The sequence below is a fragment of the Pseudomonas sp. G34 genome, assembly GCF_031119625.1.
In the GTDB taxonomy this organism is placed as follows: Bacteria; Pseudomonadota; Gammaproteobacteria; order Pseudomonadales; family Pseudomonadaceae; genus Aquipseudomonas.
In genome coordinates, this window is the sequence record NZ_JAVHZV010000020.1 from 149592 (window position 1) to 174592 (window position 25001).

Here is a 25001-nt window from a genome sequence, read left to right on the forward strand (position 1 = left end):
CGATAGGCCGGATAGCAGGCAAGTCTCGCAGTGATGGGCCACGGCGCGCTGCCACAGAACAATGACAGTTTGATGAAACCCGCCAGGCGGACGAATGGAGGATGACTCGACAACGGGCCGCCCATTGCGCGACACTCGCCAAATGAATACTGCTCATCTTATTTACCGAGCAGTTGAATAACCTGCAGGTAACCAGATGCTCGAAATCCGCCATTTGAAGACCCTTCACGCCCTGCGCGAAACCGACAGCCTGGTCGAAGCCGCTGAACGCCTGCACCTGACCCAGTCGGCGCTGTCGCACCAGTTCAAGGAACTGGAAGAACGCCTGGGCATGCAGTTGTTCGTGCGCAAGACCAAGCCGGTGCGTTTCACCAGCGCCGGGCTGCGCCTGCTGCAACTGTGCGACAGCGTGCTGCCGCTGCTGCGCAGCGCCGAACGCGACCTGGCGCGCCTGGCCGGTGGCACGGCCGGCCGCCTGCACATGGCCATCGAATGCCACAGCTGCTTCCAGTGGCTGATGCCGACCATCGACCAGTTCCGCGACGCCTGGCCGGAAGTGGAGCTGGATCTGGCCTCGGGGTTTTCGTTCGCTCCCCTGCCCGCCCTGGCCCGCGGCGACCTCGACCTGGTGGTGACCTCCGATCCCGTGGAACTCTCGGGCATCACCTACGTGCCGCTGTTCACCTACGAAGCCATGCTGGCGGTGGCCAACCAGCACGCCCTGGCCAACCGCCCCCATATCCGCCCCGAAGACCTGCTCAAGGAAACCCTGATCACCTACCCGGTGGAGCGTGATCGCCTGGATATCTTCACCCGCTTTCTCGAACCCGCCGACATCGAGCCGGCCCAGGTGCGCACCTCGGAGTTGACGGTGATGATGATGCAGCTGGTGGCCAGCGGCCGTGGCGTCTGCGGCCTGCCCAACTGGGCGCTGCACGAGTACAGCTCGCGCGGCTACGTGACCGCCAAGCGCCTGGGCGACAAGGGCCTGTTCGCCACGCTCTATGCCGGCGTGCGCACCGACATGCTCGACGCGCCGTTCATGCGCGACTTCCTGCTCACCGCCAAGGACACCTCGTTCGCCAACCTCGAAGGCGTGAGCGTTGCCCGGCAATAACCCTCTCCTTTCATTGCAGGGCCATCCGATGAACATCAGCGATATCCCCTTTGGCGTTACCGACTGGAGCACGGTCGAAGCCACCGAACACGCCGGCGAAAACGGTATGGCCTACTGGCGCACCTGCCAGTTCGGTGCGCTGCGCGTGCGCATGGTCGAGTACACCGCGGGCTACCTGGCCGACCACTGGTGCAACAAGGGCCATATCCTGCTGTGCCTCGAAGGCGAGCTGCACACCGAGCTCGACGATGGCCGCCACTTGGTGATGACGCCGGGCATGAGCTATCAGGTGGCTGACGGGGCGGAAGCGCACCGCAGCTCGACCGCTACTGGCGCGCGGCTGTTCATCGTCGATTGAATCGGCCGGTGGGCGGGTTACAGCCCCGGCGTTCTGCCGTTATGCTGGCAGTCGATTTCTGCGTCTGGAGCCCGTCATGATCAACGCCTACCGTCTGCCCGTTCTCGCCAGCCTGGTTCTGCTAAGCGCCTGCGCCAGCCCCTCGAAGAGCCTGCAGGTGCAGAAGCAGAGCCAGTGCCCGATCAGCCTGCAGGCAGGCCAGCAGCTGATTCTCAGCCTGCCGAGCAACCCGACGACGGGCTATCGCTGGACGGTGCAGGAAGACGCCGCCGCAGTACTCAAGGCGCTAGGCCCGGAAGTCTACAGCGCGGCCGAAGACTCCGACCTGGTTGGCGGCGATGGCACCTCCACCTGGCGCTTCCAGGCCACCGAACCGGGTGAGGCGCAGCTGCTGCTGACCTATGCCCAGCCCTGGGATAGCAGCGCCGCCCCCGCCGACACCTTCGACTGCCAGATCCGCGTGCGCTAGCCCACGCACGCCGACTATCGAATCAGACTTGCGACGAGGTTTGGCTAATCGCCGGACTTGGCTAAAATGCGCGCCTTTCCCGCGCCATGCAGACCGACCGTGAACAGACAGCCCGACCAACTCTTCGCCCAGCCACTGGATCAGGTGCCGGATTTCGTCTTCAACGAGGACGTCGCCCGGGTGTTCCCGGACATGATCAAGCGCTCGGTGCCGGGCTACCCGACCATCGTCGAGAACATCGGTGTGCTGGCCAGCCAGTTCGCCCAGCCCGGCAGCCTGCTGTATGACCTGGGCTGCTCGCTGGGCGCGGTGACCCAGGCGCTGCGTCGCCACGTTCAGGCAGACGGTTGCCGGGTGATGGCCGTGGACAACTCCGCGGCGATGGTCGAGCGCTGCCGCGAATACCTGCACGCCCAGGACGCCATGTTCCAGGAGCTGCTGCCGGTCGAGGTGCTCGAGGCGGACATCCTCGCCATGGACTGGCAGCCTGCCTCGCTGGTGGCGATGAACTTCACCCTGCAGTTCATCGCCCCGGAAAATCGCCTGCAATTGCTGAGCCGTATTCATCGCACGCTGCTGCCGGGCGGCGCCTTGATCCTCTCGGAAAAGCTGCGTTTCGAAGACCATCAGCAACATGCCCTGCTCACCGATCTGCACGTCGCCTTCAAACGCGCCAACGGCTACAGCGAACTGGAAATTGCCCAGAAGCGCAGCGCCATCGAGAACGTGATGCTGCCCGACAGCCTCGAACAGCACCGCGAGCGCCTGCACGCCGCCGGCTTCAGCAAGGTGGTGCCCTGGTTCCAGTGCCTCAACTTCGCCTCGCTGGTGGCCCTGCCATGATGCGCCGCATGGATCTGGACGCCCTGCAGGCCGAGCTCGCCGGCACACCGTTGCAGGACTGGAGCGCGGATCTGCCTGGGCAGATCGACGCCAAACTGGCCATCGGGCATGGCGACCTGCAGCGTTGGCATGCCGCTGTCGAGGCGCTGCCGCAGTTGCAGGCCGAGCACATCGACCTGCAGCAGGACTTCCGGCTCGACGGCCCCTGCGACGACGCCACCCGCGCGGCGCTGGACAGTGCGCTGCGCGGCCTGATTCCCTGGCGCAAAGGCCCCTTCCATCCGTTCGGCGTGCACGTGGACACCGAATGGCGTTCGGACTGGAAATGGCAGCGGGTCTCCCCGCACCTGGATCTGACCGGCCGCCGGGTGCTCGACGTCGGCTGCGGCAACGGCTACTACATGTGGCGCATGCTCGGCGACGGTGCCCGCAGCGTGGTCGGCATCGACCCGAACTGGCTGTTCCTCTGCCAGTTCCTGGCCATGAAGAACTACCTGCCTGACCTGCCCGCCTGGCATCTGCCACTGGGTATCGAAGAGCTGCCGGCCAAGCTGCTGGGCTTCGACACCGTGTTCTCCATGGGCGTGCTCTACCACCGCCGTTCGCCCATCGACCACCTGCTGGAACTCAAGGACTGCCTGCACAAGGGCGGCGAACTGGTACTGGAAACCCTGGTGGTGGAAGGCGATGCCCAGCAGGTACTGGTACCCGAAGACCGTTATGCACAGATGCGCAACGTCTGGTTTCTGCCCTCGGTGCCCGCGCTGGAGCTATGGCTGCGCCGCGCTGGCTTCGTCGACGTACGCTGCGTGGATGTCAGCGTCACCTCGGTCGAGGAGCAGCGCAGCACCGACTGGATGCGCTACCAGTCGCTGCCCGAGTTCCTCGACCCGCTCGACCACCGCCGCACCATCGAAGGCCTGCCGGCGCCCCGTCGCGCCGTACTGGTCGCGCGCAAGCCGTGAGAACGGCCTAGCCGGCGGCATCACCCTGGCGCCGCCATTCGGCCTGCCGCGCCGCGATCATGGCAAGGGGCATCTGCGCCCCGGCGCTGACGCGCGCATGAGCGCTTCCCAGGCGAATCTGCCCGGCACGGTCGAGCATCAGCAGGCGGCGCATCTTGCGCCTCCAGCTCCAGGCGAAGTACCAGTCGCCCAGCCACTGGGTCAGCTCAAGGGGGTTGCTACCCAGCGACCTCGCGGTGTCGACGCGCTCGGCAGGTGCGGCATGCTGTTCATTCGATCTCATGGCAACTCTCCTCGGCAACCCATGCTCACCGGTTATCGGTGAGTGCTTGCCGCCAGTTTGAGCTGCGCCTATCGTTAATAAAATCGACAAATACCTAATAGCCAATTAACTAAATATTAACGACGCCATGAAAACTCCACCACCAGGCAACGCGCCCGCCCCCCTGCCCCTGTTGGAAAGCGATGTGCTGAAGACCTTTGTCGGCATCGCCGAAAGCGGCAGCTTCACCCGCACCGCCGCCCAGGTATTCCGCACCACGGCAGCGGTCAGCCAGCAGATCAAACGCCTGGAGGAAAGCCTCGGACGCACGCTGTTTCTCCGCGAGAGCCGCCGCGTACGGCTCACCCCGGATGGCGAAATGCTGCTCGGCTATGCCCGCCGCCTGCTCAAACTCAACGAGGAAGCAGTGGCGCAATTCCGCGTGCCCGACCTGACGGGTACCGTGCGTTTCGGCACGCCTTTCGACATCGGCGTCGGCTCGCTGCCGGATCTGCTGGCGCAGTTCGCCCTCAGCCATCCGGCCGTGCAAGTCGATGTGTCGGTGGCTCGCAGCGGCGAGCTGATCGAACGTGTGGACGCCGGCGAACTCGACCTGACGTTGCTCAATACCGGCGACGCCAATGCCGATGGCACCCGCGGCGAAGTGATTTGCAGCGAATCACTGGTGTGGGCAGGCCGCGAGGGTGGCCTGGCCGTCAAGCGCAACCCGTTACCGCTCGCGCTGGCCAACACCGGCTGCGCCTGGCGTCACGCAGCCCTGGACGGCCTGGATCGCCTTGGGCGCAGCTACCGAATCGCCTATTCCAGTGAACAGTGCGCTGGCCAGGAAGCTGCGCTGCTGGCCGACCTGGCCATTGCGGCCTTCCCGGCCAGCCGGGTCAAACCGCCGCTGCGGCGGCTTTCCCAGCAGGAGCACGGTTTGCCGCCCTTGGGCCACTATCACATCAAACTGCTGCGCGGCAGTAACCGCAGCGCCGCCGCCGAAGCACTGGCGGCGCAGGTGGCCGTGGCTTACGGCGGCAAGCGTTAGCGCGACGCAGCCCCTTGGATCAACTGCTTCATCTCGCGCACGGCGTCCTTGAAGCCGACGAACAGCGCGTGGCTGACCAGCGCATGACCGATGTTCAACTCGTTGATGCCAGGGATCGCCGCCACCGGCTCGACGTTGTGGTAGTGCAGGCCGTGGCCGGCATTGACGATCAGGCCCAGAGAAACGCCCAAGGCGACACCATCACGGATGCGCTGCAGTTCGGCCTCAGCCTCTTGCGGGGTCTGCGCATCGGCATAGCGCCCGGTATGCAACTCGATGGCCGGCGCGCCAACCCGCTTGCTCGCCTCGATCTGCCGCGGGTCGGCATCGATGAACAGCGAAACCTCACTGCCAACCGCCGCCAGCCGCTTTACCGCGGCAGCAATCCGCGCCTCCTGCCCAGCCACGTCCAGGCCGCCTTCGGTGGTCAGTTCCTGGCGGGTTTCCGGTACCAGGCACACGTGCTCGGGACGTATCTCTTCGGCGAAGGCGAGCATGAAATCGGTCACCCCCATTTCGAAGTTCATGCGTGTCTGCATGACCTCCTTGAGCACGCGCACGTCGCGTTCCTGGATATGCCGGCGATCTTCGCGCAGGTGCACGGTGATGCCGTCGGCGCCGGCCTCTTCGGCATCCAGCGCGGCCTTGACCGGATCCGGATAGCGGGTACCGCGCGCCTGGCGCAGGGTGGCGACGTGATCGATATTCACGCCCAGCAAAACACGGTTGGCTTCAGTCACGGGTCGGCTCCTTGAGCGTCATGAACAGTTCGCGGCTGACCAGCGGTCGGCCGCCTAGATGAGGGGCGAGTGCCTGACGCATCAGGCGCTTGGCGGCAGCCAGCGCACCAGGCGTACTCCAGTCCGCGTCGGCCATGGCCAGCAACTCGCTACCGAGAAACGCGCCGGGCTGCCAGTGACCGATGGGCAAGAAGCCGCTGTCGGCCTGCCATCGATACAGGCCTTCAGCGACCACGGCATGGCCCTGCATATCGCTGTCGAGGGCGAAACCATAGCCGAGTTCATCGAGCAGCCGCCATTCGAACGCGCGCAACAAGGGCTCCAGCGCACGGCCCTGGGCCAGCGCGAGAATGGTCATGGCGTAGTGGTCGAAGAGCGCCGGGTGCGGGTCCTCGGCGGGCAGCACGCGGATCAGCAGCTCGTTGAGGTACAAGCCACTGAACAGCGCCTCGCCGGAGAGCAGGTTGGGAATGCCGGCAGCCTCCAGGCGGCCGACGTTCTTCAGCTCGCCACGGCCACGGGTTTCCAGCTCGAGGGGGATGAACGGCCGAGCCAGGCTGCCGGCCTTGCCACGCGCGCCGCGCAGCACGGCACGTAGACGGCCTTGCGGGGTGAGGAAATCCACCAGCGCACTGCTTTCGCGGTACGCACGGCTGTGCAGGACATAGGCGGGCTGGCTGAGTGCAAGCATTGCTGAATCACTCGCTAGGGAAGCCAGCCGCGAGGCGGCGGGGGTACCGAATCAGATATTGTCGTAGCCCAGAGAACGCAGGGCGCGCTCGTCGTCGGACCAGCCACTTTTGACTTTGACCCAGAGGTTGAGCATGACCTTGGTGTCGAACATCGACTCCATGTCCTTGCGCGCTTCCTGGCCAATGCGTTTGAGGCGCTCGCCCTTCTCGCCGATGATGATCTTCTTCTGGCCGTCACGCTCGACCAGGATCAGCGCATGGATGTGCATGATCCGCCCTTCGCGCTTGAACTCCTCGATCTCCACGGTGATCTGGTACGGCAGCTCGGCACCCAGCTGACGCATGATCTTCTCGCGGACCAGCTCGGCGGCGAAGAAACGCCCGGAGCGGTCGGTGATCTGGTCTTCCGGGAAGAAGTGCACGCCCTCGGGCAGGCGCTCGCCGACCAGCTTCTCCAGCGCGTCGAGGTTGTGGCCGTGCTGCGCCGAAACCGGCACGATCTCGGCATTCGGCAGTTGCTCTGCCAGCCACTGCATGTGCGGCATCAGGTCGGCCTTGTCTTCCAGGCGGTCGGTCTTGTTGACCGCCAGGATCACCGGCCCCTCGATGTACTGGACGCGCTCGAGCACCATCTGGTCCTCGTCGGTCCAGCGGGTACGGTCAACCACGAAGATCACCACGTCGACGTCCTTGAGGGCCGACGAGGCGTTCTTGTTCATGTAGCGGTTGATCGCCTTGTCGTTGTTCTTGTGCAGGCCGGGGGTATCGACATAGATCGCCTGCACCTCGCCCTCGGTCTTGATGCCGAGCATGTTGTGGCGAGTGGTCTGCGGCTTGCGCGAAGTGATCGCCAGCTTCTGACCGAGAATGTGATTGAGCAACGTCGACTTGCCCACGTTGGGCCGGCCAACGATGGCGACATAGCCACAGCGCGTTACGGGCGAATCAGTCATTGCCGTTCTCCACACCCAGGGCGATCAGCGCGGCGGTGGCCGCGACCTGTTCGGCGATCCGGCGACTGGCGCCTTGGCCCAGGGTCTTGTCATTGAGTAGATTGACCTGACATTCGACCACGAATGTCCGGCAATGGGGTTCGCCCTGGATGTCGACCACCTCGTAACGCGGCAGCTCACAGGCCCGCGACTGCAGGAATTCCTGCAGGCGGGTCTTGGGGTCCTTGTTGGTATCGACCAGGGTCAGGCCGTCCAGCTCGTTGGTCAGCCAGGCCAGCACACGCTCGCGGGCGACTTCCATGCCGGCATCCAGGTAGATGGCACCGATCAGCGCTTCGAGGGCATCGGCGAGGATCGAGTCGCGGCGAAAGCCACCGCTCTTCAGCTCACCGGAACCCAGGCGCAGGTACTCGCCCAGATCGAAACCACGGGCCAGCACGGCCAGGGTCTCGCCCTTCACCAGGCGCGCGCGCAGCCTCGACAGCTGGCCTTCACGGGCCTGGGGGAAGCGCTCGTAGAGCGCCTCGCCGGCGACGAAATTGAGGATGGCATCACCGAGGAACTCCAGACGCTCATTGTTGCGCCCGGCAAAACTGCGATGGGTCAGCGCCAGGATCATCAGATCCTGGTCTTTGAAACTGTGCCCGAGCTGGCGCTCGAGGCGGGTCAACGAAACACTCACGGCATTCGCACACGGAATTCTTTATCGAAATTAACCACCAGGTCGATGTTCTCGATCAGGTGCTCACGTTTGTCATATTTGAGGTGGGCAAGAAACTCGTTGCCATCCTGGGTCACTTTCAGCACGTCCTGCATGTTCAGGTCGCGAATGCTGTTGACCGTCATGCCACGGCTCACGTGGGCGTAGAAATCGGCCACGGTTTTGACGCTATCCACGCGGTCGGTTTCCACCGAGGTGATGATCTTTTCCATCGACATGTAGTCGAGGTAATGCGGTACCACCTTGAACGCCGTGCTGGCCAGAAATGCCACAACAGCGAGTACCACCAGCCAGCTGACGATCGACAAGCCCTGCTGCGAGCGTGCGAATTTCATGTTCATCCCCAAAAATATCCAGATAGTCCGATGCGCGCCTGGCGCATCTCAAGACTATAGATAGCTGGCGGCGCCGTATTGAACAGCGCCGCAAATTTTCATCAGATCAGTGAATCAGCCCAACGCGGGAGAAGTTCGGCAGGGTCTTGAACTTCGGATCCGGCCAGCTCATCCAGATGGCGAATGCCTTGCCGACGATGTTGCGATCCGGAACCATGCCCAGTACGTCTTTGGGGATATTCGGGTCGTTCCAGTAGCGGCTGTCGTTGGAGTTGTCGCGGTTGTCACCCATCATGAAGTAGTGACCTTGGGGAATCGTCCACTCCTTGCCGGGTTCGGCGCGGTAGCGGGTCATTTCCTTGCGGATGCGGTGCTCCACATCGCCCAGGCGTTCGCTGTACAGCGTGGCGCTGCCCAGGCTGCCGGGTTCCTCGCCGATCAACTGCTCGGCCACCGGCTTGCCGTTGATGAACAGGCGCTTGTCGCTGCTGTAGCGCACCTGATCACCCGGCAGGCCGATTACCCGCTTGATGTAGTTGACGTTGGGATCGCTCGGGTAGCGAAACACCATGACGTCGCCGCGCTGCGGGTCACCGACTTCGATCACCTTGGTGTCCAGCACCGGCAGGCGAATGCCGTAGGCAAACTTGTTGACCAGGATGAAATCGCCCACTTCCAGGGTCGGAATCATCGAGCCGGACGGAATCTGGAACGGCTCGACCAGAAAGGAGCGCAGCACCAGCACGATGGCCAGCACCGGAAAGAACGACTTGCCGTATTCAACCAGCAGGGGTTCCTTGTTGAGCTTCTCGACCACTGCATCGTCGACTTGCTCGACCTTGCCCTGGTAACTGGCGATCGCTGCACGACGCCGCGGCGCCAGGAATACCAGATCGAACAAGGCCAGGGCGCCGCACACGGCGACGGCAATGACCAGCAACAGCGGGAAATTGAATGACATAGGCCTCAGCTATCCAACTTGAGTACAGCAAGGAAGGCTTCCTGTGGAATCTCCACGTTCCCCACCTGCTTCATGCGCTTCTTACCGGCCTTCTGCTTTTCCAACAGCTTGCGCTTACGGCTCACGTCACCGCCGTAGCACTTGGCCAGAACGTTCTTTCTCAGTGCCTTGACAGTGGTTCGCGCGACGATCTGCCCGCCAATGGCGGCCTGAATCGCAACGTCGAACATCTGCCGAGGGATCAGCTCTTTCATCTTCTCGGTCAACTGACGCCCTTTGTAGTGGGCGTTGTCGCGGTGCACGATCAGCGCCAGCGCATCGACCTTGTCGCCGTTGATCAACACGTCCAGCTTGACCAGATTGGCCGACTGGTAACGGTCGAAATGGTAATCCAGCGAAGCATAGCCACGGCTGGTGGATTTCAGGCGGTCGAAGAAATCGAGTACCACTTCGTTCATCGGCAGGTCGTAGCGAACCTGCACCTGGGTGCCGAGGAACTGCATGTCGCGCTGCACGCCACGCTTCTCGATACAAAGGGTGATGACGTTGCCCAGGTGCTCCTGCGGCACCAGGATGGTCGCGGCCACGATCGGCTCGCGGAAATCCTCGACCGAGGAAACATCCGGCAGCTTGGACGGGTTGTCGACGTAAATCGTTTCACCGGTCTTGAGCAGAACTTCAAAAATAACGCTCGGCGCGGTGGTGATCAGGTCCAGGTCGTACTCGCGCTCCAGGCGCTCCTGGATGATCTCCATGTGCAGCATGCCGAGGAAGCCACAACGGAAGCCGAAGCCCAGGGCGTCGGAGCTTTCCGGCAGGTATTGCAGCGACGAATCGTTGAGGGTCAGCTTCTGCAGCGCATCGCGGAAGTCCTCGAAGTCGTCGGAGCTGACCGGGAACAGCCCCGCGTAAACCTGCGGCTGAATCTTCTTGAAGCCCGACAGCATTTCGACGTCCGGGGTCGAACTGAGGGTCAGGGTGTCACCTACCGGCGCGCCGTGAATATCCTTGATGCTGGCGATGATGAAGCCCACTTCGCCGGCTTTCAGATCTGCCGTGGCGGTGTGCTTGGGGTTGAACACACCCACGCTGTCGACCAGGTGAATCTTGCCGGTGGACTTGACCAGGATCTTGTCGCCCTTCTTCACCCGGCCGTGACGTACACGCACCAGGGACACGACGCCCAGGTAGTTGTCGAACCAGGAGTCGATGATCAGCGCCTGCAGCGGCGCCTCGATATCACCGGTCGGCGCCGGAATGGTGTGCACCAGGCGCTCGAGCACTTCATCGACACCCATGCCGCTCTTGGCGCTACAGGCCACGGCGTCGGTGGCGTCGATACCGATGATCTTCTCGATTTCGTCCTTGACGCGATCGGGGTCGGCTTGCGGCAGGTCCATCTTGTTCAGCACGGGCATGACTTCCAGGCCTTGCTCGATGGCGGTATAGCAGTTGGCCACCGACTGCGCCTCGACACCCTGGCCAGCATCGACCACCAGCAACGCCCCTTCACAGGCTGCCAGCGAGCGGCTTACCTCATAGGTGAAGTCGACGTGCCCCGGGGTGTCGATGAAGTTCAGCTGATAGGTGATGCCGTCCTTCGCCTTGTAATAGAGCGTGACGCTGTGGGCTTTGATGGTGATGCCGCGCTCACGCTCCAGGTCCATGGAATCGAGAACCTGGGCCTCCATCTCGCGCGCAGTCAGGCCACCGCACATCTGGATGAAACGGTCAGCCAGCGTCGACTTGCCGTGGTCAATGTGGGCAATGATGGAAAAATTGCGGATATGACTCAGGTCACTCACAGGACAACACTCGAAAAAGGCCGCAGGCGACTGCCCGCCGAAAATAGCCGCAAAGTTTACCCGAGTGGTTGCCCCCACGTCACGTCAGGACAAGCGTGCGAACGCAGTAATTGACCACCCGCCTGTCTCACCTGCCTTGAACGGTCGGTTATTTCTCGGGCAGCCCTGCATACCGGGATGTGAGACAGCCATAAAAAAGGGCGACTCTCGTCGCCCTTCCCTGCAGCCGTCGGCTACTGACAGACCTACTCGGCCAAGCCTACTCGGCCAGACCTACTCGGCGAGTTTGAAAGTAATGAAGCTGGCGCGGCCCTGGCGCAGCACGCGCATCGACACCGAGCGATTCTTGGGCAGCGATTGGGCCACCTCGGTGAAGTTCTTCGCCGAAGTGATCGCCTGGTTGTTCAGGTGGGTGATCACGTCACCGGGGCGCAGACCGATCAGCGCCGCCGGACCGTCCTGCACCTCACGAATCACCACGCCACCGCGCAGATCCAGGGCTTTCTTCTGCTCGTCGGTCAGCTCGGCCACACTGACGCCCAGGCGGTTGCTGCTACGCTCGACGCCTGGCGTGGCCCCGGGGGTCGCTTCGTCGGCGTCATCCGCCGGCATGGTGCCGACCGCCAGCTTCAGGTTCCTGCGGGCGCCCTCACGAACGATTTCCAGGTTGGCCTTGGTTCCCGGCTTCAGCGCACCGACCAGATGAGGCAGGTCGGCCGACATGATGATCGGCTTGCCATCCAGGCTGAGGATCACGTCACCGACCTGCAGGCCGCCCTTGGCAGCCGGGCCATCCTCGAGCACCTGGGCAACCAGCGCTCCAGCCGGGCGCTCGAGCCCGAACGATTCGGCAAGATCCTTGTTCACTTCCTGAATCACCACGCCCAGCCAGCCGCGACTGACCTTGCCGCTGGTCTTGAGCTGGTCGGCCACATCCATCGCCACGCTCATCGGGATGGCAAAGGACAGCCCCATGAAGCCGCCGGAACGGGTGAAGATCTGCGAGTTGATACCCACCACTTCGCCATCCAGGTTGAACAGCGGGCCGCCGGAGTTACCCGGGTTGATGGCCACGTCGGTCTGGATGAACGGCACATAGCTCTCGTTTGGCAGGCTGCGCCCCTTGGCGCTGACGATACCGGCGGTTACCGAGTGATCGAACCCGAACGGCGAGCCGATGGCCAGCACCCACTCACCCACCTTGAGATTGTCGGAGTTGCCCAGTTTCACGGTGGGCAGGTCATCGGCCTCGACCTTGAGCAGCGCCACGTCGCTGCGCGGGTCGGTACCGATCAGCTTGGCTTCCAGCTCGCTGCGATCAGACAGGCGAACGATGATTTCATCGGCGTCGGCGACCACATGGTTGTTGGTCAGGATGTAACCATCCTTGGAGATGATGAAACCCGAGCCGAGCGATTGCGCTTCACGCTGGCGACCACCGCCACCTGGCGCGCGTGGCTGCTGGGGGATGCTGCGCTCGAAGAACTCGCGAAACATCGGCGGCAGGCCTTCCAGATCCGGCACGGAGAGCCCGCCACTGCTGGCGACGGCATTCGGCACTTTTTGCCGGGTACTGATATTGACCACGGCAGGTGAAGCCGCCTCGACCAACGGGGTGAAGTCCGGCAGTTGCGCGTGCGCCGCCACGGATTGCCCCATCAGAAACACCGCGAACAACGCGGCCGCATAATTTTTCAGGCTAGGCATCGACATTGCAGTTTCTTCCCCATCCAGAACAAACGAGGCCCCTGCGGGGCCAGTGGTACAACAAACAGGCGGCACATCGGCCTTGATCGTTATCGTCGACCGTTACCGCGTGACATGCACATCGTCGGTACGCATCGACATGGCGACACGCTCCGCCGTTCCCAGCGGAATTTCGCCCACCACCGTTACCATGACATCTCCGTCGCCTGTTGTCAGGCGCCTGGACACTGCCACGGTAGGCCCAAGCTGGTTGCGCGCATCCGCAACCGCAGCATCGTGCAAAGGCTCGAGAAACACCGAAAAGCGCGCCAGTCCGTCATCATAAACCAGACAATCGACGCTATCAGCGGAGACCGGGCTGCGCTGCTGGGTTACCGCGCTGAGGTTGAACCCTGGCGGCAACCACTCGGAGCGCCAGGATTCGGCGGACGGCGTACGCGCCTTGACGACACGCACTGGCGCACAATGGGTAGAAGGCTGCAGCACGGCAGTTGGCTGGGCATCAGTGGTATCAAGCTGGGTAAACTGGAATCGCTCGAGCAGCTCACCGCGGTCATTGACCAACAGCGACTTGAGCGGCAAGCCGGTTTCCTTGTCCACGTAAAGCTGAACGCCGTAACGATACTGATCACGGGGAATCAGCCCAACAATCACCGCCGAGCGCCCGGCCACGCGGGACTCTCCACTCAAGCGCAGCTCGTACCACTGCTCGATCTGCCTGGCATCGAGACCATGGGCAGGCCAGGCCTGCTCATCGACAACGGTAGAAGCAATCGGGCCGTTGGCGCACTGCGCCTGACCATTGACCCGCAGGATTTCCTGCGGCGCACCATCGAGCTGCAACAAACGCTCACGCACAGTTCCACCCGGCTCGACCTGACGCCAGATGCTGTGAGTGGAAAGATTGCCGTTGCGTTCGTAAACGAAGGTGCCTTGGAAGCTTTGCTTGCTTTCGGCCTGGCTCAGCCGTTGCAACCATCCCTGTGCATCGGCGGCTATGGCAGGGGTTGCCAAAATACCACCGAGCAGCAGAGAGGTGACCAGAATGGAGCGCATACGCGTCGTTCTTAACGCTCTTCTACACTCGCAGACCGTGCAAACGGCAGTGCATTCTCGGCAGTGCCAGGGGCAGACTGCTGACCATGCTGACGCAGGTACTCAGGCAGACGCTGTTCATGCCAGCCTTCACCTTCGGCAGAGACGGTCTCTACAGCCGGCTGCTCGTCCGAAGTCTTGAAGCCTGCCAGAATGGCCGGCCCTTGAGCTTGCGGCAGCGCGATGGATGGCTGATCCTGCTGCGCCAACTGGGCACCAGAAACGTCATCCTGATTGTAGAAACGCACGCCAGCCAGCACGGCAACCGTCACGGTTGCAGCAACGGCCACGCGTCCCAGGCTGCGCCACGGACCACGCACGACCTTCTCCTGCACAACTGGAGTGGCATCGTTTTCCAGAGCCGCGGAAACGGCTGCAGCGATGTCCAGCTTGGGCACGAGCAGATCCTTGTGCATCGCGGCGCGGGCTACCTGGTAACGAGACCAGGTGGCACGCAGTTCGGCATCGTTGCTCGCACCGAGCACACGCCGAAGTTCAAGTTCATCCGCTTCGTTATCCATCACCGCGGACAGCGATTCCTGCAGGGCTTCACGACTCATAGCGGTTCCTCTCTTGGCTGTCGCCGCTGTCTCAGGCTTCCTGCAACAAAGGTTGCAGGGACTTGTCGATGGCTTCACGCGCCCGAAAGATTCGCGAACGCACGGTACCAACTGGACACTGCATGACGCTCGCAATGTCTTCATAACTAAGACCATCAAATTCACGTAACGTTAGCGCCGTTCGTAAATCTTCTGGAAGTTGCTGGATGCTCCGATGCACGGTGGCTTCGATTTCATCCCTCAACAGGGCTCGCTCGGGAGATTCGATATCCTTGAGGGCGTGATCGCCATCGTAGAACTCGGCATCCTCTGCACTTACATCGTTGTCCGGTGGCCGGCGGCCACGGGAAACCAGATGATTCTTCGCCGTGTTAATGGCGATGCGGTACAGCCATGTATAGAACGCACTGTCGCCGCGAAAGTTTCCCAGTGCCCGATAAGCTTTTACAAAAGCTTCCTGGGCGACATCCTGAGCTTCATGGGTGTCGTGCACGAATCGCACGATCAACCCGAGAATCTTGTGCTGATACTTCAGCACCAACAGATCAAATGCTCGCTTGTCACCGCGCTGTACGCGCTCGACCAGCTGCTGATCTTCTTCCTGGGTTAGCATGAATACTCCTCGTTGAGCCCGTAGGAGGTCTGCGCCCGCCAGAAGATCGATCTGCCGAAATAGACTCGAGCCATATGCAAAAGTTCTCCCCCCTACGAACAAGCTTCCCACAAAACATTTTTTGGTTTTGCACGAAACCACGCACCAGGGCCACTGCCTGCTGCGCGAATTGTCTTTAGATCACCTGACGGACCGAATCGAATGGTACGACCACTTCGCTCACCAGCTCGCCAGACACATTCCCTCTCCGGGGCGACTCCGCTATAGAACCCTGCTCCATGACAAAGTTCATACAGGTTTCAGCGGATGAGATGCAGCTCCAGCATGGCGGTCAGCCGCGCAGGCATATCGCCATCCCGCCACGATACACGTTCTGCGCCGGACAACCTACCAGGCCGGCTATTGTGCCGTTGCCCCCCTCTATATACTAGGGGTCACCGAGCCGTCGCCATGACCCCTGAAGCCCCGCCCCAGGCTCATACCGACCAGCCGAGTGATTCTCGGATACAAAAAATCAGAGGCCCTGGCCGCACCAACAGAGCAACCGAGGTGATCCTCGATTTCCCCTGTCTAGCTGCATGCCACCCCAGCGGAATCCATCACGATGAGCCAACACTTTCAGCACGACGTTCTGGTTATCGGCAGCGGTGCCGCCGGCCTTACCCTGGCGCTCACACTTCCCGACAACCTGAGCATCGCCGTGCTGAGCAAGGGCGAGCTGGCCAATGGCTCGACCTACTGGGCCCAGGGCGGCGTCGCTGCGGTGCTGGACCACGGCGACACCGTCGACTCCCACGTGAACGACACCCTCGACGCCGGTGCCGGCCTGTGCCGTGAAGATGCCGTGCGCTTCACCGTGGAGCACAGCCGCGAAGCCATCGAATGGCTGATCGAACAAGGCGTGCCCTTCACCCGCGACGATGAACACGATCGCGAAGACGGCGGCTTCGAATTTCACCTGACCCGCGAGGGCGGCCACAGCCATCGGCGCATCATCCACGCCGCCGACGCGACCGGCGCGGCCATCTTCAATACCCTGCTCGAGCGCACCCGCCAGCGCAGCAACGTGGAACTGCTCGAGCAGCGGGTCGCCGTGGACCTGATTACCGAGCGCAAGCTGGGCCGCGACGGCCAGCGCTGCCTCGGCGCCTACGTGCTGAACCGGCGCAGCGGCGAGGTGGACACCCACCACGCGCGCTTCGTGATTCTCGCCACCGGCGGTGCGGCCAAGGTCTACCTCTATACCAGCAACCCCGACGGCGCCTGCGGCGACGGCATTGCCATGGCCTGGCGCGCCGGCTGCCGGGTCGGCAGCCTGGAATTCAACCAGTTCCACCCCACCTGCCTCTACCACCCCCAGGCCAAGAGCTTCCTGGTTACCGAAGCGCTGCGCGGTGAAGGCGCGTTGCTGCGCCTGCCCAACGGCGAGCGCTTCATGCCGCGCTTCGACCCCCGCGAGGAACTGGCGCCACGGGACATCGTGGCCCGCGCCATCGACCATGAGATGAAGCGCCTGGGCATCGACTGCGTCTACCTGGATATCAGCCACAAGCCGGCGGAATTCGTCAAAAGCCACTTCCCGACCGTTTACCAGCGCTGCCTGGAGTTCGGCATCGACATCACCCGCCAGCCGATTCCGGTGGTTCCCGCGGCCCACTACACCTGTGGCGGCGTGCTCGTCGATCAGGCCGGGCGCAGCGACGTGGCAGGCCTTTACGCGATTGGCGAAACCAGCTTCACCGGCCTGCATGGCGCCAACCGCATGGCCAGCAATTCGCTGCTCGAATGCTTCGTGTATGCGCGCTCGGCCGCTGCCGACATCGTCGCCAACCTGGAGCAGGTGGCGATGCCAGCCGACCTGCCCTCCTGGGACGCCAGCCAGGTCACCGACTCGGACGAGGACGTGATCATTGCCCACAACTGGGACGAACTGCGGCGCTTCATGTGGGACTACGTGGGCATCGTGCGCACCACCAAGCGCCTGCAGCGCGCCCAGCACCGGGTACGCCTGCTGCTCGATGAAATCGACGAGTTCTACAGTAACTACAAGGTCAGCCGGGACCTGATCGAGTTGCGCAACCTGGCCCAGGTGGCCGAACTGATGATCCTCTCGGCCATGGCGCGCAAGGAATCGCGCGGCCTGCACTACACCCTGGATTACCCCGGCCTGCTACCCGAAGCACGCGACACTATTCTGCAACCCGCCAACGCTGACGACTGAATTTCAGGCGTACCCGCAATCGTCGATGCATGTCCGGCGACATCGCATCGGCAGGGATGCACAGGCTGTGGCTGAACCAGCGGCCCGGCAGCCGAAAGCGCACGATCACCAGCCAGGGCAGCGCCATGCTGTCCGGCTGCAGGGTGACGGGCTGCCATTGCCCGCCGCTGCGCAGCACCTGCCAACCTTCGTCGTCGTGGCGCAACCGCTTGAAGACCGCCGAATGGGTCAGCAACAGGTGCCTGGGCAACACCCAGGCAGCGTGGCAAGCGCAGGCCAATACGCCGAGCAGGCGTGCCCAGAGCGCAATCTCGACGAGCAGCACCGTCAGCAGCGCCAGGGCCTGGGCGCACAGGTAGACTTCCAGCAGCCGCGGTGACGGCCGCCAGTCGCATTCGAACCGCTTACTTGGGCTGGACACGATCCAGGATCATGCGCACGATGTGACGCAGATCAGCGTCCTCGGGCTCGCCGCGCTGCATGAACCAGCCGAACATGTCCTGATCCTCGCACTCGAGCAGCTTGCGGTAACGGGCACGATCGTCCTCGTCGAGCGAGGGGTAGACCTCGCGCACGAAAGGCACCAGCAACACGTCAAGCTCCAGCATGCCGCGCCGGCTGTGCCAGAAAAGACGGTTGAGTTCAGTGGCATCGACCATGACAGTGCTCCTCGGAAAAAGGCCGGCAGTATACCAACAGCCGCGCCCTGCATGAGCGTCACGAGGCGAAACGCGACGCGGCACGCTTTGCCTGTAGCTAGACGCTTGCCGCTGCTCTTATCATGGCAGCCTCATTCTTTGCCCACGATTGTCTCGACCATGGCCGACAGCGCTTTCTATTGCCCGCTCACCCACGAAGGCATCCTCGCCGTACGCGGCCCCGACGCGGGTAAGTTCCTGCAGGGCCAGATCACCTGCAACATCGCCTACCTCGGCACCAGCGGCTCGAGCCTGGGCGCTCGCTGCACGCCAAAGGGGCGCATGCTGTCGAGCTTTCGTATCGTCAGCGTCGCCGAGGGTTTTCTCCTGGCCATGAGCCAGGAGTTGCTCGCCCCGCAACTCGCCGAACTGCAGAAGTACGCGGCCTTCTCGAAAGCCAAGTTGAGCGACGAGAGCGCCGCCTGGGTTCGTTTCGGCCTGAGTGGCGCGGATGCCACCCTGCAGGCCATGGGCCTTGACCTCGCGGCAGAGGCTGACAGCGTGACCGGCAGCGACTCGTTGCTGGCCATCCGCCTCAGCGATGGCCGTGCCGAGCTGTGGGCACCGGCAGAGCAGGCCGAGCCCCTGCGCGCGCGCCTGAGCGAGCAACTGCGCGAAGCCAGCCTCAATGACTGGTTGCTGGCGCAGATCCGCGCAGGCATTGGCCAGGTGACCGGCCCGACCCGCGAGCTGTTCATCCCGCAGATGATCAACCTGCAGGCGGTGGGTGGCGTGAGTTTCAAGAAGGGCTGCTACACCGGCCAGGAAATCGTCGCCCGCATGCAATACCTGGGCAAGCTCAAGCGCCGCCTGTATCGCCTGCGCGTCGCCAGCGAGCAACCGCCCGCGCCCGGCAGCGAACTGTTTTCCCCAGTGCACCGCAGTGCCGTGGGCGAAGTGGTGCTGGCGGCAGCGAGTGAGGATGGCGTTGAATTGCTGGCAGTGCTGCAGGAAGACGCAGCGCTCGATGGCCATATTCACCTGGGCAGCCTGGAAGGCCTACCGCTCGACCTGCTCGACCTGCCGTACGCGCTGGACAGCAACCGCGAAATCCAGCGCTGACGTACACTGCACAGCGTCTGCCACCCTTGCGCCAATAACGAGAATTTCATGAGCAAACTCGCCGAGAAAGTCCTGCTGGATCTGACCAGGGCCATCGACCACGATGAACTGGTGCTGCCCACCCTGCCCGAGGTCGCCCTGAAGGTTCGCGAGGCGGCGGAGGATCCCAACGTCGGCATCCCCGAGATGACCAAGGTCATCGGCAACGACGCGGCGCTCACCGCGCGCATCATCAAGGTGGTGAACAGCCCACTGCTGCGCACCAACCGGGAAATCACCGACCTGCAGATGGCCATCGGCCGCCTGGGCATCAACTACACCTGCAACCTGGCCACCGGCCTGGCCATGGAGCAGATGTTCCAGGCGACCACCGATGTGGTCGACCGCAAGATGCGCGAAGTGTGGACCAAGAGCACCGAGATCGCCGGCATCTGCCACGTGCTGTGCCGCCACTACACGCGCCTGATGCCGGATCAGGCCACCCTCGCCGGCCTGGTCCACCAGATCGGCGTATTGCCGATTCTCACCTACGCCGAAGAGCACAGTGAGCTGCTGGCCGACTCGATCAGCCTCAACCACGTGATCGAGCAGATCCACCCGATCATTGGCGACAAGATCCTGCGCACCTGGGAATTCCCGGAAATGATCGCCTGCATCCCGAGCCAGTACCTGAACTTCAGCCGCGACAGTGGCAAGGTGGACTACGTCGACATCGTTCAGGTAGCCACGCTGCAGAGCCACCTCGGCACCCCGCACCCCTACACGCAACTGGACTGGAGCCAGACGCCGGCATTCGCCAAGCTGGGCATCAAGCCGGATCTGGATATCCACGCCGACGAAGATCTGTCGGCGGCCATGGACGCTGCCATGACCATGCTGCAGTGATCCTTGCGGGGCGAGCACTGTCTCGCCCCAGCACGGTCAACTGACGTCGCTGCGGAACACCACGCGCACCAGCAGCCCATGGGGGCTGGCCTGATGCAGGCTGATATCGGCGCGGTGGGCGCGGCAGATCTCGCCGACGATGGCCAGCCCCAAGCCGGCGCCCAGCCCCTGGGCCTGGCGTCGATAGAAGCGTTCGAACACCCGTTCGCGATCCTCCTCGGGGATGCCCGGCCCATCGTCCTCGACCTCCAGCACACCCGGCTCCTTCACCCGCAGGATGACATTGCCGCCGGCCTCGGTGTAGGCCATGGCATTGTCGACCAGGTTGCACAACAGCTCGTTGAGCAGCGTCGGCTCGCCGCGAATCCACACCGGCTGTTCGGCTTCCAGCGCCAGGGCGACGCCGCGCGAATGGGCCAGGGGCGCCAACGCCATACCCAGCTCACGAGCCAGCTGGCTGAGATCCAGGCGCAACGCCCCGCCTTCGGCGATCGCCCGCGCTCCGCTTTCGATCCGCGCCAGTGACAACAGCTGGTTGGCCAGGTGGGTCAGCCGATCGGCGTTCAAGGCGGCGTCCTCCAGCGTCGCGTGCCAGATGCGCGGATCCTGGTCGCGCAAGCCCAGTTCGACCCGTGCCTTGAGCGCCGCCAGGGGCGTGCGCAGCTCATGGGAGGCGTCGGCAATGAACTGCGATTGCCGCTCAAAGAGGCCGCGCAGTCGATCATTGAACTGGTTGAGGGCATTGACCAGCGGGCGCAGCTCTCGAGGCATGTCTTCGTCCGGCAGCGGCCGCAGGTCGTCACTGTTGCGCGCGGCCACCGTTCTGCGCAGGCTTTCGAGGGGGCGCAACCCCGCGCTCACCGCCAACCAGACGAGCAGCAACGCGCTGAGCGACAGCAAGCCCATGCGCCACAGCGTGCCCAGCAGCAGATCGCGGGTCATGCGCTCCCGAGCCCCCAGGGTTTCGGCAACGCGAATTTCGGCGACGCCGCTGTAACCGGGCTCACTGACCGGCTGCAGGAAGCTGACCACCCGCACCCCCTGCCCGCGGTAATCACCATCGTAGAACTTGGCCAGTGCCGGATAATCGTTGGTTCGCGGCGTGTCCGGCGGGGCGGCCGGCAGGTCTTCGTAACCCGAGACCAGCTCGCCCTTCGGCCCGAGCACCTGGTAGTAGATACGCCCGGCACTGTCGTAGGCGAAGGTATCCAGGGCGATATAGGGCACGTTGGCGCTGAGCATGCCCTCGACGGCGTAGAGCCCGTCGGAGATCGCCCGGGCCGAGGCCAGCAAGGTGCGGTCATAGGCCGTATCGGCGGCATGCCGAGCACTCCAGTAGGCGGTCAGGCTGCTGACCAGGAGGATGACCGTGAACAGCACGGCCAGCCGGCGAATCAGCCGGCCACGCAGGCTGCCGGGCCTATCCACCCGCGGCTTCCAGCAGGTAACCGAGGCCGCGGAAAGTGACGATGCGCACCGCACCGCCTTCGAGCTTCTTGCGCAGACGATGGACATAGATCTCGATGGAGTCGGCGCTCGCCTCCTCATCCAGGCCGAATACCTGGGAGGCCAACTGCTCCTTGCTCATCACCCGCCCGGGCCGGGAAATCATCGCCTCGAGCACGGCCTGTTCGCGGGAGGTCAGGGCGAGGCTTTCCTCCAGCAGGGTGAAACGCCGGGTGTCCAGGTCATACACCAGGTCGCCACACCGCAGCTGTTGCTCGCCGCCCAGCATGCTGCGCCGCAGCAGTGCCTTGACCCGTGCCTCCAGCTCGCTCAGTTCGAATGGCTTGGCCAGGTAATCGTCGGCGCCCAGGTTGAGCCCGTGCACGCGATCCTTCACCTCGCCGCGGGCGGTGAGCATCAGCACCGGAATGGTCTTGCCGCGGGCCCGCAAACGGGCGAGCACTTCGAAACCGTCCATACGCGGCAGCCCCACATCGAGAATCGCCAGGGCGTACTCCTCGCTGCCCAGCGCCAGGTCCGCCGCCACGCCATCATGCAGAACATCCACTGTCCAACCGGCACTCTTGAGCGCCTGGGTGACGCTCGCCGCCAACTGCGGATGATCCTCGACCAGCAGAATTCGCACTGCAACCTCCAACCGAACCATGGACTTGACCGCCATGTGTGGCGAGAGTTTACCGCTCGCGCGGCAACTTGGCAGTGACGGCGTGTGCCTGCGCACCCTTGCAACGACTTTTTGCATTGAAAGGTTGTTGAAAGGTTTTGCTTCTAGGATCGCAAAAGGGTGGCTCGATCCGCCCGTAGCGCGATCTGCATATTCGCTGTGCAGTCGTGACAACAATAACAACAATGGAGTTACACACATGCCAACAGCCATGCGCCAGGCTATCTCGCCGTTGAGCTTGCTCAGCCTCGCACTCCCAACCGCCCTGCTCGCCCCCCTGGCCCAAGCCGCCTTCATCGAAGACAGCTCCGCCAGCCTGACCACCACCAATATCTACCTGAACCGTGATTTCCGCGAAGGCACTGGCCAGAACAAGCGCGAAGAATGGGGTCAGGGTTTCCTGCTGGACGTGCGTTCCGGTTTCACCGAAGGCACCGTCGGGGTCGGCCTCGACGCGATGGGCATGCTGGGGGTCAAGCTGGACTCCGGCGGTGGTCGCACCGGCACTGACCTGCTCCCGGTACAGGACGACGGCGGTACGCCGGACGAGTTCTCCCGCCTGGGCCTGACGGCCAAGCTCAAGGTGTCCGAGACCGAATTGCGCTACGGCTCGCACATCCCCGAATTGCCGGTGGTCAAGGCCAGCGACAGCCGTCTGCTGCCACAGGTATTCGAAGGCGGCCTGCTGACCTCTTCAGAACTGGACGGCCTGACCTTCACCGGTGGTCGCCTGGACAAGGTCATCGACCGCGCCTCGACCAACTCCGAAGACATGGTGCTCAACAGCAAGAACCGCCGTTTTGCCAGCGGCATCACCGCCGACCATCTCGACCTGGCGGGTCTCGACTACGCTTTCAGCAAAACCGTGACGGGGCGGTATTACTTCGCCGATCTCGACGATATCTACCGCCAGCACTTCTTCGGGCTGCAGACCAAGCACCCCCTGGGCGCCGGCGTACTCTCCAGCGACCTGCGCCTGACCATCAGCAATGACAGCGGGGCCTCCAAGGCCGGCAAGATCGACAACCGCGCCCTGAACGGTATGGTCAGTTACGCCATCAGCGGTCACAAGTTCGGCCTCGGCTACCAGGACATGAGCGGCGACACCGGCTTTGCCTACCTCGATGGCAGCGATCCGTTCCTGGTCAACTTCGTGCAGATCAACGACTTCGCCAACGCCGACGAACGCTCCTGGCAAGCCCGCTACGACTTCGACTTCGCCAAGGTCGGCGTCCCTGGCCTGAGCTTCATGACCCGCTACATCAGCGGTGATGACGCCAAGATCAGCGGCAGCAACCAGACCGGCGGCGAGTGGGAGCGCGACATCGAACTCAAGTACGTGGTACAGAGCGGCGCTCTGAAAGACCTCTACGTGCGCTTGCGTAATGCCAGCTTCCGCTCCGATTTCGCCCGCGATGCCGATGAAAATCGCATCATCGTTGGCTACTCGCTGCCAATCTGGTAACTCACAATAAAAACTCGGAGGATCCGTCCCATGAAAACCTTTACCCGCATAGCCCTGACAGCTGCCTGCATGGCCTTCGCCGGCCCCCTGCTGGCCGATGAACCGCGCCGCCCCGAATGCATCGCACCGGCAGCACCCGGCGGTGGTTTCGACCTGACCTGCAAACTGGCGCAGAGCGCCCTGGTGGAAAGCAAGCTGCTCAAATCACCGATGCGCGTGACCTACATGCCCGGCGGCGTCGGTGCGGTGGCCTACAACGCCGTGGTTGCCCAGCGCCCTTCCGAGGAAGGCACCATCACCGCCTTCTCCAGCGGCTCGCTGCTCAACCTGGCCCAGGGCAAGTTCGGCCGTTTCGACGAGAACGCCGTGAAGTGGCTGGCCGGCGTTGGCACCAGCTACGGTGCACTGGCCGTTCGCAAGGACTCGCCGCTCAAGAACCTGGATGACCTGGTCAAGGCCCTCAAGGAAAACCCGGGCAAGGTCGTGATCGGCTCCGGCGGCACCGTCGGCAGCCAGGACTGGATGCAGACCGCTCTGGTGGCCCGCGCCGCTGGTATCAACCCGCGCGAAATGCGCTACGTGGCGATGGAGGGCGGCGGTGAGCTGGCCACCGCGCTGCTCGGCGGCCATATCCAGGTCGCCAGTACCGACATTTCCGACTCCGTACCGCACGTCGAAAGTGGCGATATGCGTATCCTCGCCGTCTTCGCCGAAGAGCGCCTGCCGGGTGCCAAGGTGGCAGACATCCCGACTGCCAAGGAACAGGGCTATGACGTGGTCTGGCCAGTGATCCGCGGTTTCTACGTCGGCCCGAAGGTCAGCGACGAAGCCTACACCTGGTGGAAGAATTCCTTCGACCAGCTGCTGGCCTCCGAAGACTTCGCCAAGCTGCGTGAGAGCCGCGAGCTGTATCCGTTCGCCATGACCGGGGATGAACTGGATGCCTATGTGAAGAAACAGGTTGCCCAGTACAAGGAACTGGCTCAGGAATTCGGCCTGATTCAGCAGTAACCCAGCTCCAACCGTTTACGACTCACGGTCATCCCCTGGGCATTGCCCAGGGGATGCTTTTGGCATGATAAAAACGAGGACTCCCTCATGTCACAACGCATTTTTAGCGTGGTGCTACTGCTGGCATGCGTCGGGCTGGGCATCGTTGCCTGGGGCTACCATGCGCCCTTCTCCTACGAGCCGGTAGGCCCGCGCGCCTACCCGATGCTGCTGCTGACCCTCATGGGCCTGGGCGCCCTGTACCTGCTGGTGAAGCCATCCAGTACGACGTCTCACGACGA

Annotated in this window: 27 protein-coding genes and 1 pseudogene; 12 read left to right on the top strand and 16 right to left on the bottom strand. The window is 63.2% G+C overall.

Going from position 1 to position 25001, the window contains the following annotated elements:
• Nucleotides 1-196 precede the first annotated feature (196 nt).
• The 5 genes from metR (at nucleotide 197) to cmoB (ending at nucleotide 3752) form a co-directional block, all read left to right on the top strand.
• Nucleotides 197-1117, top strand: coding sequence for a transcriptional regulator MetR (metR, locus tag QYS36_RS14255; protein WP_308840102.1), 921 nt, complete (start codon nucleotides 197-199; stop codon nucleotides 1115-1117).
• Between the two features lie 28 nt (nucleotides 1118-1145).
• On the top strand, nucleotides 1146-1475 hold the full coding sequence (locus tag QYS36_RS14260) for a DHCW motif cupin fold protein (RefSeq protein WP_308840103.1): 330 nt from the start codon (nucleotides 1146-1148) through the stop codon (nucleotides 1473-1475).
• A gap of 76 nt (nucleotides 1476-1551) precedes the next feature.
• Entirely contained in the window at nucleotides 1552-1944 is a 393-nt protein-coding gene (locus QYS36_RS14265) for a protease inhibitor I42 family protein (RefSeq protein ID WP_308840104.1), read from the top strand.
• Between the two features lie 66 nt (nucleotides 1945-2010).
• Nucleotides 2011-2787: a carboxy-S-adenosyl-L-methionine synthase CmoA gene (gene cmoA, locus QYS36_RS14270; protein ID WP_308840105.1), complete on the top strand. Its 777-nt coding sequence runs from the start codon at nucleotides 2011-2013 to the stop codon at nucleotides 2785-2787.
• Nucleotides 2784-3752, top strand: coding sequence for a tRNA 5-methoxyuridine(34)/uridine 5-oxyacetic acid(34) synthase CmoB (cmoB, locus tag QYS36_RS14275; protein ID WP_308840106.1), 969 nt, complete (start codon nucleotides 2784-2786; stop codon nucleotides 3750-3752). The genes cmoA and cmoB overlap by 4 nt, the downstream gene beginning before the upstream one ends.
• A 7-nt stretch (nucleotides 3753-3759) precedes the next feature.
• On the opposite strand, the gene QYS36_RS14280 is transcribed toward cmoB, so the two are convergent.
• Nucleotides 3760-4035, bottom strand: a complete 276-nt coding sequence (locus QYS36_RS14280; RefSeq protein ID WP_308840107.1) for a hypothetical protein — start codon at nucleotides 4033-4035, stop codon at nucleotides 3760-3762.
• Between the two features lie 127 nt (nucleotides 4036-4162).
• Between QYS36_RS14280 and QYS36_RS14285 the strand changes: the two genes are divergently transcribed.
• Nucleotides 4163-5065, top strand: a complete 903-nt coding sequence (locus QYS36_RS14285; protein WP_308840108.1) for a LysR substrate-binding domain-containing protein — start codon at nucleotides 4163-4165, stop codon at nucleotides 5063-5065.
• On the opposite strand, the gene pdxJ is transcribed toward QYS36_RS14285, so the two are convergent.
• The 11 genes from pdxJ to rpoE form a co-directional block, all read right to left on the bottom strand.
• Entirely contained in the window at nucleotides 5062-5805 is a 744-nt protein-coding gene (pdxJ, locus tag QYS36_RS14290; RefSeq protein ID WP_308840109.1) for a pyridoxine 5'-phosphate synthase, read from the bottom strand. The two genes, QYS36_RS14285 and pdxJ, sit on opposite strands and share 4 nt — an antisense overlap.
• A complete protein-coding gene (recO, locus tag QYS36_RS14295; protein WP_308840110.1) occupies nucleotides 5798-6496 on the bottom strand; it encodes a DNA repair protein RecO in 699 nt (232 codons plus the stop codon). Before recO ends, pdxJ begins: the two co-directional genes overlap by 8 nt.
• Nucleotides 6497-6547: 51 nt before the next feature.
• Nucleotides 6548-7450 (bottom strand): GTPase Era, encoded by a 903-nt coding sequence (gene era, locus QYS36_RS14300; protein ID WP_308840111.1) that lies wholly within the window; start codon nucleotides 7448-7450, stop codon nucleotides 6548-6550.
• On the bottom strand, nucleotides 7443-8132 hold the full coding sequence (gene rnc / locus QYS36_RS14305) for a ribonuclease III (RefSeq protein ID WP_027903302.1): 690 nt from the start codon (nucleotides 8130-8132) through the stop codon (nucleotides 7443-7445). Before rnc ends, era begins: the two co-directional genes overlap by 8 nt.
• Nucleotides 8129-8506 carry a DUF4845 domain-containing protein gene (locus QYS36_RS14310; RefSeq protein WP_111463114.1) on the bottom strand — a complete coding sequence of 126 codons (378 nt, stop codon included), beginning with the start codon at nucleotides 8504-8506 and terminating at the stop codon, nucleotides 8129-8131. The genes rnc and QYS36_RS14310 overlap by 4 nt, the downstream gene beginning before the upstream one ends.
• Before the next feature lie 106 nt (nucleotides 8507-8612).
• Entirely contained in the window at nucleotides 8613-9467 is an 855-nt protein-coding gene (gene lepB, locus QYS36_RS14315) for a signal peptidase I (RefSeq protein WP_308840112.1), read from the bottom strand.
• Between the two features lie 5 nt (nucleotides 9468-9472).
• Nucleotides 9473-11272, bottom strand: a complete 1800-nt coding sequence (gene lepA / locus QYS36_RS14320) for a translation elongation factor 4 (protein WP_308840113.1) — start codon at nucleotides 11270-11272, stop codon at nucleotides 9473-9475.
• A 273-nt stretch (nucleotides 11273-11545) separates the two neighbouring features.
• On the bottom strand, nucleotides 11546-12979 hold the full coding sequence (locus QYS36_RS14325; protein WP_308840129.1) for a DegQ family serine endoprotease: 1434 nt from the start codon (nucleotides 12977-12979) through the stop codon (nucleotides 11546-11548).
• A gap of 102 nt (nucleotides 12980-13081) precedes the next feature.
• Nucleotides 13082-14035, bottom strand: a complete 954-nt coding sequence (locus QYS36_RS14330; RefSeq protein WP_308840114.1) for a MucB/RseB C-terminal domain-containing protein — start codon at nucleotides 14033-14035, stop codon at nucleotides 13082-13084.
• A gap of 11 nt (nucleotides 14036-14046) precedes the next feature.
• On the bottom strand, nucleotides 14047-14634 hold the full coding sequence (locus QYS36_RS14335) for an RseA family anti-sigma factor (protein ID WP_308840115.1): 588 nt from the start codon (nucleotides 14632-14634) through the stop codon (nucleotides 14047-14049).
• 31 nt (nucleotides 14635-14665) lie between these two features.
• Complete coding sequence (gene rpoE / locus QYS36_RS14340) at nucleotides 14666-15247, bottom strand: RNA polymerase sigma factor RpoE (protein WP_013792331.1); 582 nt, start codon at nucleotides 15245-15247, stop codon at nucleotides 14666-14668.
• A 604-nt stretch (nucleotides 15248-15851) separates the two neighbouring features.
• On the opposite strand from rpoE, the gene nadB reads away from it, so the two are divergent.
• Complete coding sequence (gene nadB, locus QYS36_RS14345) at nucleotides 15852-17468, top strand: L-aspartate oxidase (protein ID WP_308840116.1); 1617 nt, start codon at nucleotides 15852-15854, stop codon at nucleotides 17466-17468.
• On the opposite strand, the gene QYS36_RS14350 is transcribed toward nadB, so the two are convergent.
• Nucleotides 17437-17889: a protein YgfX gene (locus QYS36_RS14350; protein WP_308840117.1), complete on the bottom strand. Its 453-nt coding sequence runs from the start codon at nucleotides 17887-17889 to the stop codon at nucleotides 17437-17439. The genes nadB and QYS36_RS14350 overlap by 32 nt on opposite strands.
• Nucleotides 17873-18127, bottom strand: a complete 255-nt coding sequence (locus QYS36_RS14355; RefSeq protein WP_308840118.1) for a succinate dehydrogenase assembly factor 2 — start codon at nucleotides 18125-18127, stop codon at nucleotides 17873-17875. The genes QYS36_RS14350 and QYS36_RS14355 overlap by 17 nt, the downstream gene beginning before the upstream one ends.
• Nucleotides 18128-18286: 159 nt before the next feature.
• On the opposite strand from QYS36_RS14355, the gene QYS36_RS14360 reads away from it, so the two are divergent.
• A complete protein-coding gene (locus QYS36_RS14360; RefSeq protein ID WP_308840119.1) occupies nucleotides 18287-19228 on the top strand; it encodes a folate-binding protein YgfZ in 942 nt (313 codons plus the stop codon).
• Nucleotides 19229-19276: 48 nt separating this feature from the next.
• Complete coding sequence (locus QYS36_RS14365; protein ID WP_308840120.1) at nucleotides 19277-20113, top strand: HDOD domain-containing protein; 837 nt, start codon at nucleotides 19277-19279, stop codon at nucleotides 20111-20113.
• Between the two features lie 36 nt (nucleotides 20114-20149).
• On the opposite strand, the gene QYS36_RS14370 is transcribed toward QYS36_RS14365, so the two are convergent.
• Both QYS36_RS14370 and QYS36_RS14375 read right to left on the bottom strand, forming a co-directional pair.
• Nucleotides 20150-21541, bottom strand: a complete 1392-nt coding sequence (locus QYS36_RS14370) for a sensor histidine kinase (protein ID WP_308840121.1) — start codon at nucleotides 21539-21541, stop codon at nucleotides 20150-20152.
• Nucleotides 21534-22205: a response regulator gene (locus QYS36_RS14375; protein WP_308840122.1), complete on the bottom strand. Its 672-nt coding sequence runs from the start codon at nucleotides 22203-22205 to the stop codon at nucleotides 21534-21536. The genes QYS36_RS14370 and QYS36_RS14375 overlap by 8 nt, the downstream gene beginning before the upstream one ends.
• A 238-nt stretch (nucleotides 22206-22443) precedes the next feature.
• On the opposite strand from QYS36_RS14375, the gene QYS36_RS14380 reads away from it, so the two are divergent.
• The 3 genes and pseudogenes from QYS36_RS14380 to QYS36_RS14390 all read left to right on the top strand — a co-directional run.
• Nucleotides 22444-23709: an OprD family porin gene (locus QYS36_RS14380; RefSeq protein ID WP_308840123.1), complete on the top strand. Its 1266-nt coding sequence runs from the start codon at nucleotides 22444-22446 to the stop codon at nucleotides 23707-23709.
• A 30-nt stretch (nucleotides 23710-23739) separates the two neighbouring features.
• A complete protein-coding gene (locus QYS36_RS14385; protein ID WP_308840124.1) occupies nucleotides 23740-24720 on the top strand; it encodes a tripartite tricarboxylate transporter substrate binding protein in 981 nt (326 codons plus the stop codon).
• An 87-nt stretch (nucleotides 24721-24807) separates the two neighbouring features.
• Nucleotides 24808-25001: pseudogene (locus QYS36_RS14390) on the top strand (tripartite tricarboxylate transporter TctB family protein); the annotation flags it as partial.

Coding starts and splice junctions, on each gene's coding strand:
- QYS36_RS14310 (WP_111463114.1), bottom strand. CDS start 8,506: ATGAAATTCGCACGCTCGCAGCAGGGCTTGTCGATCGTCAGCTGGCTG.
- QYS36_RS14265 (WP_308840104.1), top strand. CDS start 1,552: ATGATCAACGCCTACCGTCTGCCCGTTCTCGCCAGCCTGGTTCTGCTA.
- metR (WP_308840102.1), top strand. CDS start 197: ATGCTCGAAATCCGCCATTTGAAGACCCTTCACGCCCTGCGCGAAACC.
- QYS36_RS14280 (WP_308840107.1), bottom strand. CDS start 4,035: ATGAGATCGAATGAACAGCATGCCGCACCTGCCGAGCGCGTCGACACC.
- QYS36_RS14285 (WP_308840108.1), top strand. CDS start 4,163: ATGAAAACTCCACCACCAGGCAACGCGCCCGCCCCCCTGCCCCTGTTG.
- cmoB (WP_308840106.1), top strand. CDS start 2,784: ATGATGCGCCGCATGGATCTGGACGCCCTGCAGGCCGAGCTCGCCGGC.
- QYS36_RS14365 (WP_308840120.1), top strand. CDS start 19,277: ATGAGCAAACTCGCCGAGAAAGTCCTGCTGGATCTGACCAGGGCCATC.
- era (WP_308840111.1), bottom strand. CDS start 7,450: ATGACTGATTCGCCCGTAACGCGCTGTGGCTATGTCGCCATCGTTGGC.
- rpoE (WP_013792331.1), bottom strand. CDS start 15,247: ATGCTAACCCAGGAAGAAGATCAGCAGCTGGTCGAGCGCGTACAGCGC.
- QYS36_RS14335 (WP_308840115.1), bottom strand. CDS start 14,634: ATGAGTCGTGAAGCCCTGCAGGAATCGCTGTCCGCGGTGATGGATAAC.
- QYS36_RS14325 (WP_308840129.1), bottom strand. CDS start 12,979: ATGCCTAGCCTGAAAAATTATGCGGCCGCGTTGTTCGCGGTGTTTCTG.
- QYS36_RS14355 (WP_308840118.1), bottom strand. CDS start 18,127: ATGGTCGATGCCACTGAACTCAACCGTCTTTTCTGGCACAGCCGGCGC.
- nadB (WP_308840116.1), top strand. CDS start 15,852: ATGAGCCAACACTTTCAGCACGACGTTCTGGTTATCGGCAGCGGTGCC.
- QYS36_RS14330 (WP_308840114.1), bottom strand. CDS start 14,035: ATGCGCTCCATTCTGGTCACCTCTCTGCTGCTCGGTGGTATTTTGGCA.
- QYS36_RS14260 (WP_308840103.1), top strand. CDS start 1,146: ATGAACATCAGCGATATCCCCTTTGGCGTTACCGACTGGAGCACGGTC.
- QYS36_RS14360 (WP_308840119.1), top strand. CDS start 18,287: ATGGCCGACAGCGCTTTCTATTGCCCGCTCACCCACGAAGGCATCCTC.
- QYS36_RS14385 (WP_308840124.1), top strand. CDS start 23,740: ATGAAAACCTTTACCCGCATAGCCCTGACAGCTGCCTGCATGGCCTTC.
- QYS36_RS14380 (WP_308840123.1), top strand. CDS start 22,444: ATGCCAACAGCCATGCGCCAGGCTATCTCGCCGTTGAGCTTGCTCAGC.
- lepB (WP_308840112.1), bottom strand. CDS start 9,467: ATGTCATTCAATTTCCCGCTGTTGCTGGTCATTGCCGTCGCCGTGTGC.
- cmoA (WP_308840105.1), top strand. CDS start 2,011: ATGCGCGCCTTTCCCGCGCCATGCAGACCGACCGTGAACAGACAGCCC.
- recO (WP_308840110.1), bottom strand. CDS start 6,496: ATGCTTGCACTCAGCCAGCCCGCCTATGTCCTGCACAGCCGTGCGTAC.